Origin of the sequence: Rhizobium cerradonense (assembly GCF_030182455.1) — a bacterium.
Classification (GTDB): Bacteria; Pseudomonadota; Alphaproteobacteria; order Rhizobiales; family Rhizobiaceae; genus Rhizobium.
Map to the genome: position 1 here is coordinate 1 of NZ_JAQJCK010000042.1, position 13,715 is coordinate 13,715.

A 13,715-nucleotide genomic window follows, 5' to 3' on the forward strand; every position below is an offset into this window, starting at 1 on the left:
TAGACAACAACATTCTCGAACGGGACATCAGAATTTTTTGTACCGGACGAAACAGCTGGCTGTTCAGCGACACACCTGCCGGCGCCAAAGCCAGCGCCGTCATCTATAGCCTGATGTTGACTTGCCGGGCCTGTGGCGTCGAGCCATTCGCATGGTTGAAATACGTCCTCACCGTACTGCCGCAGCGTCCAAACGACACCGATATCGAGGACCTGCTGCCCTTCAACTTCAAAAAACAGACCGCCTGACGCGCGCCCCTTCGAGCCACTTTACGGCGTGCACCCAAATGCGCGCTTACGCTCTTCGGAACTTGTTCTGTGCGCGTACCGAGGTGGCGCAGCTGCGAATGTGGACCGACCTCAAGATCGGGCGCCGGACACGTGGAGACTTTGCTGGATGGCAGAGCAACGCCGGAGTTGGAGGGATCCAACCCGAACTGGGTTCCCGTTTGTCCTTTCGAGAAGCCGCTCGTGTGCTTGATATCTTTGTGCCGGCCGCAAGGCCCCATAATCATCGAACCGTGAGCAACCGGCTGGGCAAGGTTGCTGATGAGATCGAAAGGTGGGACGTCGCGAGCCCTTATCGGATCAGTCATGCCGGCAAGTCTCCCGTTTCCGTTTTCATCGATGGCGCTTATATTCGCGCGGTTCCCGGCTATCAAAGCCGGCATTTCGAGGTCGCCATGGGGCGGGTTGTGTCGCAAGGCCGAGCACCGCGTCAGTTTGCCGGTGCGCCGAATATCGCTACCGGCAAGCACGATATCCTTCGCGCGGCGTTGCGAGCACAAGGATGGCTCCCCGGTCGAGACGTGACCGTTTTCAGCGACGGAGAAGTCGGCTTGCAAAGCATCGTCCTCAGCGCAACACGCCAGCCCGTCATGCATATTCTCGACTGGTTTCATCTATCGATACGGCTGCGACACATCGAGCAGGCCTGAGAGGGCATCAGGCATCTCCAAGATCTAAACGTCCATCTTCGAGATGTTGCAGTACATGTGCCAAGGCTTCGATATCTGCTTTGGAGTGGTTATGTCCGAGAGGCAAGCGAAGCCGTAATGCAGATGCTCGCCCAATTGGATCAGCATCCCGGACTGCGCGACGCTGCCGGGAAGCTCAGGCGTCTATGCGAACTGATCAACAATCTTGGCACCTACTTGGTGCAGAACGCAGCTTCGATCGCCAACTACTGTCGGCGATACTGGTCCGGCCTGCCGATATCCAGCTCGCCGGCCGAAAGCGCCGCCAACAGCCTCGTCAATGCCCGCATGAACAAGAAGCGTCAGATGCGTTGGTCGCCGATTGGCGCTCATCGGGTTCTACAGGTCCGAGCCGCCGTCGCCGATGGTCGTCTCAAGCAGGCAAACTCAGTCGTGCGGCGTAACCCCCATCTTTTTTCCACTCCCTCGTTCACAGCTTGGATTGCTAGCAGCGTATTGGTACGGCCGGGCTCGTCGAGCAGTGTCAGGTTGAATGCTTAAGGAGAATGCGGCACAGAAAGATTGACAACTGTATCGGAACCCGCACGCAGACTACTCTGCCAGCACCTTGTCCAGCGCAGTCTTTTGTGACGCGGAAGGGTTGCCTAAATAGAGTTTTAGACTTTTCTCGTCCTGGATCTCCGCCCATGCCTGTGTTCCATCTTTGGTGAAGAGGATTGCGGCCTGGCCATCGTTTGTCGCGTGCTGCTCAGCAATGACACTGATCGTGTAATCTTTGGAGTCGATAGATATCATCGTGACCGGTTCTGCGATGAACCGGTTTTCATCACGCACCCAAGCAGGTGCACCCTTCGCCGACGACAGCATGGCCTTCCATGACCGGGCATGAACCGGGTCCTTCAGGAGATCATAAAGATAGACGTCCTTGGCTTGGGCGATATCCGCCATGCCGACGAGTGCAAGGAAGAGTACGAGCCTACGCATAAATCCGTGTTTGTCCTCTTGGCATAATAATGGGTCGCAAAAGGGAAAGAATTTCGCCGCGAACAAAACCTCGGTGGGAGTCGCGATAATCGCATAACCTGCCACCGCGACCGATTACAGCCGATTTCCGAAGTCTAAACGCAAGTGCACTTGTTTTGGACGATCCTGCACCGGCGATCTCCTGGATGCGAATACTAGCGCGGCGGGTTGGTGGTGCCGTCCGAGATTTCCAGACACAGTCTGAATTCCCCGGTACCATCAAACGAATGGGCACGAGCTCGCTGCCTCGCTTCCGGATGCGTGCCATCCACGAAAGCGCAATTCTGGACGCATGTGCACTCGAGATGGAGCCCAGTAGACTTCACGCAGACCTGCGCTTCTTGAACGGTGATCAACCGTTGAATAGACATCATTTTATTTCCTGTAAGGCGCTTTTTCCGCGAGGCCACATTGACCATTCTTGCGCGTATTTCCCGATTGTCAGCTAGCGGCGCATTGCTTTTGCTGGCTTTTCTTTCGGGCGGCAGCGCCCTTGCGGCTGGCCAGAATGTCGAGGCTACACCCAGCGTGCGGTCGCGGGTCCCTGGCCTCGAAATCACGCTCCTATCGCAATTACCCAAAGCGCCCGCATCGGCCCAATCTCGGGAAGAGTGCGACGCACTGGTCACTCCGAAGAGCGAGGGTGGAAAGGCGGCCGATGCGCTCGGTTGGGGAGTAACGGGCGAAGCAAAGCTTGGCCCCTACGACGCGGTGAGCTTTGCTGGCGAGTTCGACCCTTCGACTGCGGGCTCCTGCGAGATCGACCAGGGCAACATCGCGCTCTTCAATGGTTCTCAGCTTCTCGTCATCATCTACGCCAACAAGAACAGCAAGCTTTCGATCGGTAGGATTGTTAGCGCCCAGGGCAGCCTGCGTATTGTTGATGGCGGCCTTGTCCAGTTGCCTGTTGGCGACGTTCGGCTCGTCGACGGTCATGTGATCGAGGTAGAGCCTTTAGCAAAGCAGGAATCCGTCTGTGGCGGGAAGGCAGTGGTGCCCGATGTTCATGGCAAGCCCGTCGTCGAGGCGCGTGCGGCGATCATTGCCGAAGGTTGGGAGCCGTTTCGAAGCCCGGCGCCCTCCTACGAAGATTACGCCGGCGACGAAATTCGCAAAAGCGGAATTATCGAGGCGACCGATTGCTCTGCGACGGATCTCGCATCTTGCAACTACTATTATCACAAAGGCGACATGGAGCTGAGCCTCACCAGCTTCGGTGACGGAAAGCCGACGGTTTCGGACTATCAGGCTACCTGCGAGCGGTCCAAATGGCACACGGCGAATTGACGCGCTGCATGATGATATGGAGCGATTGTGAGGGTTTCCAACTGCGAGGAGAGAGGATGAGCACAGGACGGTCGGTTTCCAATCGCCTGCTGGCGGGATTTTGTATTCTGTCCGCCTTCGCTGGTCCGGCGCTCGCCAGCGGATCGTTGCCGCCCGAGCCGTTCGTGGCCGGCCCATTCCCGAGCTTTGCGGCATGTCTGGCCTACCTGACGGCAATACACAAGGAGCAGACGGCCCTTGCCATGCCAGAGCCCGTAGCGACACAAGTGGGCGGCACACGCCAAACACTCGTCTCGACGAAGGATGTCTCCCAGGGACCAGGTGAACAGGCCAGTTATGAGGCGGAGGTCGACTATCAGAGCCGGGCCGTGGACACGCGAACGCAGTCTGTTGTCACGACCATTTCCTGGGAGCGCTATTCCCTGAGCTGCCATGGCGCTGCGTTTGGCGGGACAGTTCAACGCGGCTATTATCTTCCGGCAATAGAGCCAGGCCCATAAGGGCCGGCTCTCGTGAATGATTTCGAGTTTCCTTATTGCGGAAGCCGGCTCTCCAGCTCGGCGGCCCGCTTGGATGTCGTTTGCACCAAGCAATCGTCGGCAACGACCAAAGCGGCCGTGCCGCCATCTTTGTCGACGGCGCATTGCCGGTCGCGTTCGGCAATCCAGGCGCGCTCTTCGTCGCGCAATTGCGTAGCGCTGGTCTGCTCCAGTTTTGCTCGCAAGGTGCGATAGGCTCGATTGAGGCGATTGTCCTGATATTCAAGTTCCGTGGCGGCGCAGTCCCGCATAGCAACGGTAACACCTTCGGATTGCTTGAAGCAGGACTTATAAGAGGGACGCACCGCGTCGACTTGCTTTTGCACCCCAGTTGTCGCTTCGACATTCTTCTGCTCGACCGCGCAAACAAGCGTCGGAATAGATAACGCCAGAGCAGGTAGTAAGAGGCGAGAAAAGGTGCCGCGCCAGATATTCATGCTGATATCCTTTTAACGATAGAGATCGATGGGTTTGGACTAGCTGCGATTTGTTGCGGTGAAGAAGCATGTTTCGCCCCACATCGAATGCTGATCGCCGATACTCAGAAGAATGCAGGCTCCCTCATTCGCCCACCGCTGAATACGGTCTGCGGGCATCAACGCGTCTCGTGGTGCAGCCAATCTGCCAGAATTGTTATCGGCAAGACCGTCCGCATCAGCGGATCGGAAGAGGGTCGTCCTGCGCATCAATTCGCCTCTGGGCCTCTACTGCGCGCGCGAGCTGCGGGCCAGCGGTGAAGATGCGGATCTGAGAAATATAGACGGATGTACACCAATGACGGACGCAGGAGTGTCGGTTCATCGGAGGCGTTCTGATAATTGGCGACCGAACCGAAATGATCCGACGGTGGTCGCTCTTGAGACAGGGCCGGGAGATATGCGGCTGTGATGCACGAAACCATTGTTAGATGTTGGATTCGCATGCTTGGACCGATGAAGAATATACACCTCCAGAAACGACGGCCCATAGCCTGGACATTTGTGACCGGCTGCCTGGCCCTCCCGATCGCGGCCATGCCGCTCGGGTCGGTGGCTCGAGCCGCGTCGGGGAGTGGTGAGGCGAAACGGGTCCCGGTTCTGCTTTGCGACGGCGACAAAGATGTCCTCGCCGACAATACCGATATGCGTAATGCCGCAGCTATTGCACTCAGAAAAGCCCTGCCTTTTCAGGCGGTCAACTCAGCCGATGGCTGCACAAGCCTCGCAGCGCTCCTAACATTCGCAAGCGCCAAGGTCTTGATCACGGCGACCACGGATCCGGGTGAAAGTTCGCCAAGCCAAAGCGCTCATCTTTCGGCCTATTTCCTCCGAGACTCGGGCGGTCAGCTACGGCTCGTCGCTTCAAAGAACAACTTCGCCGACAGCAACAGCTCCTGGGGCAATGCCGGGGAGATTGGCACTGCCCACTTTGGCCCTGATGACGGCATGATGGTGACCGGTGTGTCGTCTCAGCAGGGCTATTCCACTGGGTCGACCGACTTCTATGTGTTCCGAAACGGCGGCATCGTTTCGCTTGGCATGGTTCCGACCGGCTGGAGCAATGACGGCGCGGCGGCGACAGAGAACGAAGCCGTAACCGTTACGGCCAAAGTCGAAACGGGTTTGCAGCGGCCCGACCGCGTGCGCGTCGTCTATAGCAGAAGTGCCCATGGCGAGGATGATCGAACCAGCGTTGCCATCTGGCATTCGCAGAACGGTCAGTTTGTGCTCGAGGCAGGAAGCATTCCGGAAGAGATCGTCGAGAATTTCGATCTTGACGCCAATGTCGTCGCCAAAAATGGCACGCCTATCGGCTCGGCGGATGTCGCACCTTCCGCCATTGCCGGCAAGACCCTATGGTCGATCAACGACGCCGGAATGGAACAGCCGGAATCGGCGATAATCGAAGCGATCAAGCAAGATCCCAATTATCCGTCAATCTGCAGGCTAACCGGCAAGAAGATGCTGCCGTCGCTTTCGGAAGCAGCGGCGACGTGGTTCGTGACGACGTCGAACCGCTGCGACGCCGGCGCAGGCTTGGCGCCGGTCTGGATCGTCTCGGTCGGACCGACTGGCAAAGCCTCAATCGTTTTAAGCGAATTCCTTCGTGCGGTGAAGATGCAGGATGGCCGGCATGAAAACTTCCGCGACATCATCGTCAACGGCGACGCCGGGCTTCCAGACTCCGGCGATATCTACACATTCGACGGCACGGCCTACCGCAAGACCAAATCCTGATGCCGAAACCGGGTAAGCCGGCCCTCATTCCGAAAGATCAGCAATGCGTTTCATTCCATTTACCTGTGCCGCCTTGATGCTCCTGTCGACGCATGCCCTCGCCGACGACAGTTCGGCCACATTGGGGACCGGTGGTCTCGTTCTTCAGAAAACAGACAAGATCGCGCTCGTCTCCGAGGATCTCTACCTGTCCCCCAAAGGCATTCGAATCTCGTATCGTTTCCGCAATCTGACGAATGCAGACTACGCGACGACCATTGCCTTCCCGATGCCGGCATTTCCGGGCGGCGGCTCCAATTCCACGACCGTGGTTCCCGATCCGGCGAGCGACAATTTCATGAAATTCAAGACCGTTGTCGACGGGCAGTCCGTTCCTTCGAAGCTCGAACAGCGCGCCTTCCTCGTCGCGGATGGTCAGCCGGATAAGGAAATTACAGATAAACTCAAGGCACTGCACATATCTCTGGTACCGACAGCCGAGGCCACCGAAGCGACGATCAGCCACTTGTCGAACGCCCAGCGCAAGGAGTTGGTGGATGCCGGTATCTTTGATGCCGGCGAAGGCGATTACACCGGGCAGCCAGCCACTCTCTATCCGCTTTGGACGCTGCGCTCCAAATATTGGCGACCGCAGATCTTTCCGAAGGGAAAAGACATGATCGTGGAGCAAAGCTATGTCCCGGTCGTCGGCAGCCAGTCCACTCTATCGCTCGGCTCTCCGGACATGGATAGCGATCAGCTCAAGCATTACCGCGATACCTTCTGCACCGACGAGACCTTCCTGAAGGCGGCTCGCTCGCTTCACAAAAAACTCGACGACGCCAATCCGACGGTCCAGGCTTTCGAGCAGTATCTCTCCTACGTCATCACCTCCGGCGGCAATTGGGCAGGACCGATCGCTGACTTCAAGCTCATCGTCGACAAGGGCGATCCAAAGACGCTGGTGTCCTTCTGCGGCGATGGCGTGAAAAAGATCAGCCCGACCCAATTCGAATTGGACATCAAGAATTACGCGCCGAAACGCGACATCGATGTGCTGCTGCTGAGAACCATGCCGGTTCAATGATTTGGGGCAGGCAAACTTGGTGTCGAACGAGCCTTTCGTGACAGTTCCCATGGCAAACCGGAATTCGCGCAAAATGACCTTCGCCTTGAAGCTTAACGTTTCGAAGACTGCAATCTTCGCCCTGGCCTTGGTTTTCGCCGCTCCCTACGCGGTCGCGCCGCGGCCTGCTTTTGCCCAAGCCTCGGCCCAAGGCGGACAGCTCGATCAGACCGGCTCGGGTTCGATCGAAGACGCGCTGAATATATGGGAGAGGCGTCTCAGCCAGGAAGGATTGATCCTGCTCGGCTACTATAGCGGTTTTGCCGACGGCAACTTTGGACAAGCCAGCCGCAATGGCATTGCGAGCTATCAACGCGATCATAACAGGGCCGCCACCGGCATGCTGTCGCCTCAAGATGCACTCGAATTGTCCAAAGCGGCTCTTGATGTGCGCAAACAGCTGCAATGGCATAGCCTTGATAATTCCAAAGCCGGACTGACGATATCCTACCCGGCCGGACTGCTCACCGAACAGCAGGACAACGACCTTGGAGGCGAAACCCTGGAAGCGAGAAACGGGTCGCTTTCGTTGAAGACCGCACGTTTCGCCAATAGCGGCATTGCTCAGCTCGACAATCTATTCCAGACCCTCGCCGTGGATCAGGGCAGTACGATCACCTATCAACTCAGGCGGCGTAATTGGTTCATCGTTAGCGGCAAATCGGGAGATCGAAACTTCTATTCCCGCTTCGAGCAGCGTGGCAATGAAATCCGCGGCTACGATTTGACCTGGAACGCCGACAAGAACGACAAGCTGGTCCAAAACATCTCCGTGCTCATCTCCAACGGCTTCTATCCCTTTGGCAATGACACCGCCGACGGTGAACCCAGCTATCCAACGCTGGCAAAACTCGCCGATCTGGCAGGCGCGAATGACAACAGTGCACAAGCCAACCAGAATGCTCCTTCAGACAGCACGACAGGCGCGCCAGAACAATCGCAACAAGAACCATCACAACAAGCCGACAATTCCTCCGGCCCGGCGACCAAGCGATTGAGTGATGACAAGGATGGTGTAACGGAACAGAAAGAAAATGCGCTTCCGCCGCCTACGGACGGTTCCTTGATCACGTCGGATGGTAAAGGGCTGCGCTTCACCTATCACTATTTCCCCCCGCAAGATTCCAACTTCAACTATGCCTATCAGTGGGCCGTCGATACGCACCTGTTTTCCAATATTCCAGAAATTGACGGCCTCGACGGGCTCTTCGTCACCCCACGCCCCCTGCACTATGTGACGCGGCAATGCGGCACCATCAACGCATTCTACGACAAGAAAAGCGGCGCGGTATTTCTCTGCTACGAGATGATCGATAGCCTGTTGCAGATGGGTCAGGCCTTATCGAAGGGTGCCTCCGATCCCAAGGCACTGACGATCGAGTTCGTGCGCGATAACTTGCGTTTCATCCTCTTGCACGAGTCAGGCCACGCATTGATCGACTTGCTGGATCTTCCGGCCGTCGGCCGCGAAGAAGACTCGGTGGATCAGCTGGCCGCTGTGCTGCTGCTCTCTCATGTCGACGACCGTGAAACCAAGAACGACATTGCGCGCGTTCTGCAGCTCGCTTCCGTATGGTTTAAGGTCAATAGCCAGGCGTCCAACGCTCCGGACGTCGCAGCATTCGCCGACGAACATTCGCTCGATGCGCAGCGTTACTTCAATCTGCTATGCATGATTTATGGACTCAACCCCAACGACAACGGCGCAATCGTCGACAATGGGATGTTGCCCAAGGAACGAGCGGCCCGTTGTCCCGACGAAGCCTCCAAGATCAGCCGCTCCTGGGCACGATTGATACTGCCGCATTTCTCGCCGAGATTCCAACCGAAGTCGGACGACAATGGCGGCGATGGCGGTGGTCAGAAGAATGCTCAGGCGCCGCAGCCGGCGACCGGCGGCAACCCCCTCGAATGGGACAAAAGTTCAAACCCGTTTGCCAAATAAATATCAGAGCGGTTGATTTAGGACTTCGTCACGGTCTCTGCCGAACGGCTTTATCGCGTTAATCTGAAAAGGAGTTTCCCGTGTTGTCGCGCGCTCAAAAGTTCGCTTCAGTTGTCTCTACGTCCGCCATCGCGATCTTCGCGTTGATGGCTCTCCCTCATGCCGCCTTTGCCATCGATTGCCAACATGCGACACAGTTGCTCGACAAAGTCATTTGCGGCGATCGTGATTTGAAGACGGCAGACGCGAAAATGGCGAAGGCCTATTTCGATCTCTTGAAGTCGACAAGGGACAAGGAGGTTCACGACCTGATCATCCTCAGTCAGCGCCGCTGGATAGAGGCCCGCTATCACCAGGACATAACCGATCCGCATACCAATCCTGAGCCGGACCTTGACGATCTCGATCGGCAAAAAACCATGCTCCTCGATGAAATACATGACCGCACCCGAGTGCTATCTGCCACTCCTTCGGGGCTCGAGTTGACGACGAGGGAAGAGCGAGCGTTCATTTCCAAATTTTCTGGTGGTGCCTTCTCTGGATTTCGCACCGGATGCTTTTTTGCTCCCAGAGGTTTCGGCGACGGCGCATATGTCTGTACGGGCACGCTAGTCACGCAGAACAACAATCGAGTTTGCACAACGACTCTCGACTGGGCAAGCAGCCATTCGACAGAGTACCGGACGGTTTCTGAGGTCGTCGACGGCAAAACAAAGCTTATTGCGGGATGCTCGACGGGTTATGCTTCAACAAACGAGAGCTGCCCTGATGAGGCGGATCAAGGAAGCGACACTCATTCTACGGGGTGGAGTTTTCGTCTACGCCCAAAGGAATCGACCTTCGATCCGGATGGTCAGGAGGGGCCAAGTCTGAAACTCGATCCGGATTTCCCATTTGACGACACAGCGCAGGGATGGATGGTTCAATGCTTGACCCATCCGAACTTTCCACCGCGATCCTTGGAGAGCCCCGCTTCTCGAAATCAGTGAGAGCCGAGTAATTTCGTCAGCCTGCTGGCGGAGGCATAAGAGGCGTCATCGGAGAGAACTGAGCCAAGTTCGCCGTGCGGGGCGCGCAATGACGAGAAACCTGGTGAACCGCTTTATCTCGTCCGGAACAACGTCGGCCAGTCGCCGAGTTGGCTGCCGCCACAAGCTCGTTGGTAGGAAACTCCCGAGAGCTGAAATTCGGTACCGTCCCAGACCCATTCCGCAGTCAGGCCACAGTCGCCAACTAAACGCCCTCTGCCGGACATCCCCAATGTACCGGTGTTCGTATCGAACTCGGGTTCCGTCAGCAGCCTCGTTTCAGTTTCGTCATCGCCAAGAGGAAGTTTTGGCTGAAAGGGTAGGGGAGCATCGTCCCCTTTCCGTGGCAGGATGAATGCAAGTGACGATCCTTGATAAGCACCCATGACGCAGGGAATGAAGACAAGGGCACGATCTGCGCTAAGGGGATAGGCCTCTACATCAAGGTCGCCCCCCGATGCGTCTGCTTGGCATTCTTCGCTTTCGAAAAGAGCCTTGTTGGAACCCTTTGCCTGTGCGATCAGGCGCTCTCCTTCCCCATCCGACAAACTGACATCGATCTTGTGGCGATTGACGACCGGCAAGGACGGCACAGCCGGGATGTTCGAGGCAGGGATAACCCCGGTCTTGACCAGCGCGGTGACACCGCCGACGCGACCCTGGCGATCATCCATGTGCAGAAGAGCGGCGACCATGCCGTCAAGTGGAATCGCCACTTTATCGTCGCCTACCTGGATCTCGGTAGCGTTGCGCAACTCGGAAAGAAGTTCCTTCATCGCCGCGGGATCCTTGGTCGAGATCGTTGTCAGGTCTTCGTCCCGGCTCAACGTCCAGGACGGTCCGAGATGCAAGGATTTACCGTCGGCACGGAAATCGCTGAGGCTGACCGGAAATGGTACGTGCACCTTAGCCTCGGTGGTGGCATCAGGACCGGCGGCGCGGATGAAGCGCAGGTCGGGACTGCTGATTTTCCCGTTCGCGAAACCTTTGGCTTCACACGTCAGTCCGTTGTCGCAGGCGACCAGCCAGGACTTGTAATGGTCGTAGGACGGGTTCGCCGCGCTTGCTGTGCCGGCGAGTGCGATACTGACTAGGAAAACCGCCGCGGTCTGCTTAAAACGATGTTGCATTCGTTGCTCCCCCTGGCGAACATACGCCCACTCCTCGGTTCATGCGCGCGTGCAGTCTTGCGGCGATCGCCACTCCAAACTCTGAAGACGCCCTATGCCGGTCTTCGGGCTACCGTGCGGATCTGACATCGCTAACGCAGTACTGGGTTGGATGAAGTCAACGCTATTTCCCGTTCAATAATGGCCTCTGCAGCGCCCCATACCCTTGTGGCGACGGTCGGATCGTGAAAGGCGCGAGCATCGATCGTGGCGCCATCCAACAGTATCAAGAAGATCGAGGCGACGCGTGTCGCGGCATGTTCCGGTAAAAGGGTTTTCAGCATGTCGCCCATCCACGCCGTCATGGTTTTCTTGTATTGAATGGCGACATTGGAAATATTTGGATAGTCGGTGCCAAACTCAGCAAGGGCACGCTCGAACAGGCAGCCGGAAAATTCCGGGGTGTCGAACCATGCCTCATGCCATGCAAAAATGCACCTTAACTGCTCCCTTGCCGAAGCCGTGGGTTTGACGTAGGCGCGAAGACTGGCCATGATGTCCTGGTAGCGGCGATCGAGGACGGCGCTGATCAGATCCTCCTTGCCGGGGAAATGGTTGTAAAGCGTCATGCGGGCGACGCCGGCTTCAGCCAAAATCCGGTCGACTCCGACCGGATGAAAGCCGTGCCTTGAAAACAAGTCGGTCGCGACCGCGATTAGCTGCTCTTTTTTCGGGCTCATTGATGCCTCAAGTTAAACCCATCCCGGAATAGGCCGTCAGACATCATTGTCCAAACTTTTACATATGGACTTCTTATACTGATCGTTCTATCTATTCTAGCAACCATTCCGGCTAGGCTACTCAACTTATTGCTGCATGTATTCGAAAGCTGCGGCCGCTAAAGGCAAAGTTCAATGGCGCAAAATTCCATTTTGATGTTCAATTTTTCGACGCTCGACTTTCCTGAAAAAGATCGATTTCACGCTTGGGTCAGCGACAATCCCTGCGATTGCATCTTGCGGAGCGATGCTTCCATCGCCTTCGATGCCGAAGCCACTGGCGCTGCTCTCGGCCCTCTTATCCTATCCGGTAGACGGTGGCTCAATCGAACACGATTTTCCATCCACGAAACCAATCGAGCCGAGCGCCGTATCCGAACAGATGGTCATGATTTCTTTCGGTTCATCTTAATGGTGAGTGGCCGATATTTGTGCCGATGGAGCACGCCTCAGCCCGTAAAGGCAGCGGGCGATCTGTTCGTCCTTGATGCCGCTCAGGTGAATGAAGGCCTGGTTGAGGCGGGCGACGTGATCTCTTTGGTGGTGCCGAGAGATCTCCTTCCGAGCCGGACCGCGCTTTTGCACGGGCAGACGTTGGCGGATGGCGTAGCTCGTCTTCTTGGCGACCATCTGCTTTCGCTGTTGCGAAACCTTGCAAGCCTTAGCGAACATGAGATCCCCTATGTCGTTCAATCGACCCTGCAGCTTGTCACCGCGGCGGTCTCCCCGACGCCGGATGCGCTGATCGAGGCCAGCGGGCCCGTTCGAGACGCGCTGCATAATCGCATCCTGCGTTACATCGATACGCATTTGCTGGATGTCGATCTCACACCCGATCGGATTTGCCGGGACGTCGGCCTGTCACGGGCAAAACTCTACCAATTGTTCGAAGGCAGCGGCGGTGTCATGCGGCAAATACAGCGCCGCAGGCTGCGCCGTGCTTACCAAGTGCTGGCAGATCCCAGCCGGCCGCAGCCGCATATCGCCGAAATCGCCTGGAGGCATGGCTTCTCGAACGAGAAATACTTCTACCGTCTATTCAAAACCGAATTCGGTCACACGCCCGGCGAAACACTTGAGAATATTCGCACCGGCTCCATGCTGAAACAAGCCACTGCCCATTACCATCAAGAGCATGTCAACCGGCCCTCGGGTTGGACATTGCCGTTCGGCGTGCCCGGCAATTGAGATTATACGGCAGATATCGGAGCCGCCATTCCGGTGACGATCCAGTTTGCCGAAATAATCAACTGTCTACAGTACGGGTCTGCAATTCACGACCCTGGCGGGCGACGACACGAACTCAATGAAGTAAGACTGACGGCTTTGGGCCGAGAGCGATCCTCAGCAAGTTGTCCAATCTGGGGACGATAAGCCGAAGAGAGCCGAGCTTCCAATCATTCCGGCCATTTAGGCAATTCTGGGACGGGGTCGACGGTTCGAATTCCTTCAAGGCGACAGAGGTGGTATCCTATCTTGCGACCCATCCTCTCGACCGTTATACTGTTTTTGAAAAACAGTATAACACCGGAGTCGAGCTATGAAGTCCATCGACCTCATGTATCAGACGATGCTCGCCGAGCTCGGTCAGCGCTCGCTCGATGCCGCTTGGACGGCCGATTTCCCTCCGGAGGGTCGGTTCACCCCAGCGAAGGTTAAGGGGCGCACGTACTGGTATTTCGACATCCCGGATGGACATGGTGGTACGAAACGTCGTTACGTCGGTTCCGCTGATGATCCGGTTATC

At 56.8% G+C, this 13,715-nt stretch carries 12 protein-coding genes and 2 pseudogenes; 10 read left to right on the plus strand and 4 right to left on the minus strand.

Annotated elements, in window-relative coordinates; genetic code table 11:
* Together PH547_RS32895 and PH547_RS32900 are read left to right on the plus strand one after the other, a co-directional pair.
* A partial coding sequence (locus tag PH547_RS32895; protein ID WP_285170407.1) for a transposase domain-containing protein occupies positions 1 to 248 on the plus strand: 248 nt, incomplete at its 5' end.
* 48 nt (positions 249 to 296) lie between these two features.
* Positions 297 to 1,360: pseudogene (locus PH547_RS32900) on the plus strand (ISKra4 family transposase); the annotation flags it as partial.
* 168 nt (positions 1,361 to 1,528) lie between these two features.
* On the opposite strand, the gene PH547_RS32905 reads toward PH547_RS32900, so the two are convergent.
* On the minus strand, positions 1,529 to 1,885 hold the full coding sequence (locus tag PH547_RS32905; protein ID WP_285170408.1) for an Ivy family c-type lysozyme inhibitor: 357 nt from the start codon (positions 1,883 to 1,885) through the stop codon (positions 1,529 to 1,531).
* A 486-nt stretch (positions 1,886 to 2,371) separates the two neighbouring features.
* Here PH547_RS32905 and PH547_RS32910 point away from each other — a divergent pair, with 486 nt between their 5' ends.
* Together PH547_RS32910 and PH547_RS32915 are read left to right on the plus strand one after the other, a co-directional pair.
* Positions 2,372 to 3,247 carry a hypothetical protein gene (locus PH547_RS32910; protein ID WP_285170409.1) on the plus strand — a complete coding sequence of 292 codons (876 nt, stop codon included), beginning with the start codon at positions 2,372 to 2,374 and terminating at the stop codon, positions 3,245 to 3,247.
* Positions 3,248 to 3,303: 56 nt separating this feature from the next.
* A complete protein-coding gene (locus tag PH547_RS32915; RefSeq protein WP_285170411.1) occupies positions 3,304 to 3,747 on the plus strand; it encodes a hypothetical protein in 444 nt (147 codons plus the stop codon).
* Positions 3,748 to 3,779: 32 nt separating this feature from the next.
* On the opposite strand, the gene PH547_RS32920 is transcribed toward PH547_RS32915, so the two are convergent.
* Positions 3,780 to 4,223, minus strand: a complete 444-nt coding sequence (locus PH547_RS32920) for a lysozyme inhibitor LprI family protein (RefSeq protein WP_285170412.1) — start codon at positions 4,221 to 4,223, stop codon at positions 3,780 to 3,782.
* Positions 4,224 to 4,718: 495 nt separating this feature from the next.
* Here PH547_RS32920 and PH547_RS32925 point away from each other — a divergent pair, with 495 nt between their 5' ends.
* The 4 genes from PH547_RS32925 (at position 4,719) to PH547_RS32940 (ending at position 10,041) form a co-directional block, all read left to right on the plus strand.
* A complete protein-coding gene (locus PH547_RS32925; RefSeq protein WP_285170414.1) occupies positions 4,719 to 6,002 on the plus strand; it encodes a hypothetical protein in 1,284 nt (427 codons plus the stop codon).
* 43 nt (positions 6,003 to 6,045) lie between these two features.
* Positions 6,046 to 7,068, plus strand: coding sequence for a DUF4424 domain-containing protein (locus PH547_RS32930; RefSeq protein WP_285170415.1), 1,023 nt, complete (start codon positions 6,046 to 6,048; stop codon positions 7,066 to 7,068).
* Positions 7,069 to 7,195: 127 nt separating this feature from the next.
* On the plus strand, positions 7,196 to 9,052 hold the full coding sequence (locus tag PH547_RS32935; RefSeq protein WP_285170419.1) for a DUF4344 domain-containing metallopeptidase: 1,857 nt from the start codon (positions 7,196 to 7,198) through the stop codon (positions 9,050 to 9,052).
* 80 nt (positions 9,053 to 9,132) lie between these two features.
* Entirely contained in the window at positions 9,133 to 10,041 is a 909-nt protein-coding gene (locus tag PH547_RS32940; protein ID WP_285170420.1) for a lysozyme inhibitor LprI family protein, read from the plus strand.
* Positions 10,042 to 10,154: 113 nt separating this feature from the next.
* Here the strand turns inward: PH547_RS32940 and PH547_RS32945 are convergent, their stop codons facing one another.
* Both PH547_RS32945 and PH547_RS32950 read right to left on the minus strand, forming a co-directional pair.
* The gene (locus PH547_RS32945; RefSeq protein ID WP_285170421.1) at positions 10,155 to 11,210 is read right to left on the minus strand and encodes a DUF1176 domain-containing protein; all 1,056 of its coding nucleotides are present in this window, start codon (positions 11,208 to 11,210) and stop codon (positions 10,155 to 10,157) included.
* Positions 11,211 to 11,341: 131 nt separating this feature from the next.
* Positions 11,342 to 11,929, minus strand: coding sequence for a TetR/AcrR family transcriptional regulator (locus tag PH547_RS32950; RefSeq protein WP_285170423.1), 588 nt, complete (start codon positions 11,927 to 11,929; stop codon positions 11,342 to 11,344).
* A 195-nt stretch (positions 11,930 to 12,124) separates the two neighbouring features.
* Between PH547_RS32950 and PH547_RS32955 the strand changes: the two genes are divergently transcribed.
* Together PH547_RS32955 and PH547_RS32960 are read left to right on the plus strand one after the other, a co-directional pair.
* Positions 12,125 to 13,156 carry a helix-turn-helix domain-containing protein gene (locus PH547_RS32955; protein ID WP_285170425.1) on the plus strand — a complete coding sequence of 344 codons (1,032 nt, stop codon included), beginning with the start codon at positions 12,125 to 12,127 and terminating at the stop codon, positions 13,154 to 13,156.
* A gap of 352 nt (positions 13,157 to 13,508) precedes the next feature.
* A pseudogene (locus PH547_RS32960) lies at positions 13,509 to 13,715 on the plus strand (nucleotidyltransferase family protein); the annotation flags it as partial.

What these genes read in the sequence shown, in the direction of transcription:
- PH547_RS32905 (WP_285170408.1), bottom strand. Translation starts at nt 1,885, where the DNA reads ATGGCGGATATCGCCCAAGCCAAGGACGTCTATCTTTATGATCTCCTG.
- PH547_RS32915 (WP_285170411.1), top strand. Translation starts at nt 3,304, where the DNA reads ATGAGCACAGGACGGTCGGTTTCCAATCGCCTGCTGGCGGGATTTTGT.
- PH547_RS32920 (WP_285170412.1), bottom strand. Translation starts at nt 4,223, where the DNA reads ATGAATATCTGGCGCGGCACCTTTTCTCGCCTCTTACTACCTGCTCTG.
- PH547_RS32925 (WP_285170414.1), top strand. Translation starts at nt 4,719, where the DNA reads ATGAAGAATATACACCTCCAGAAACGACGGCCCATAGCCTGGACATTT.
- PH547_RS32930 (WP_285170415.1), top strand. Translation starts at nt 6,046, where the DNA reads ATGCGTTTCATTCCATTTACCTGTGCCGCCTTGATGCTCCTGTCGACG.
- PH547_RS32945 (WP_285170421.1), bottom strand. Translation starts at nt 11,210, where the DNA reads ATGCAACATCGTTTTAAGCAGACCGCGGCGGTTTTCCTAGTCAGTATC.
- PH547_RS32950 (WP_285170423.1), bottom strand. Translation starts at nt 11,929, where the DNA reads ATGAGCCCGAAAAAAGAGCAGCTAATCGCGGTCGCGACCGACTTGTTT.
- PH547_RS32955 (WP_285170425.1), top strand. Translation starts at nt 12,125, where the DNA reads ATGTTCAATTTTTCGACGCTCGACTTTCCTGAAAAAGATCGATTTCAC.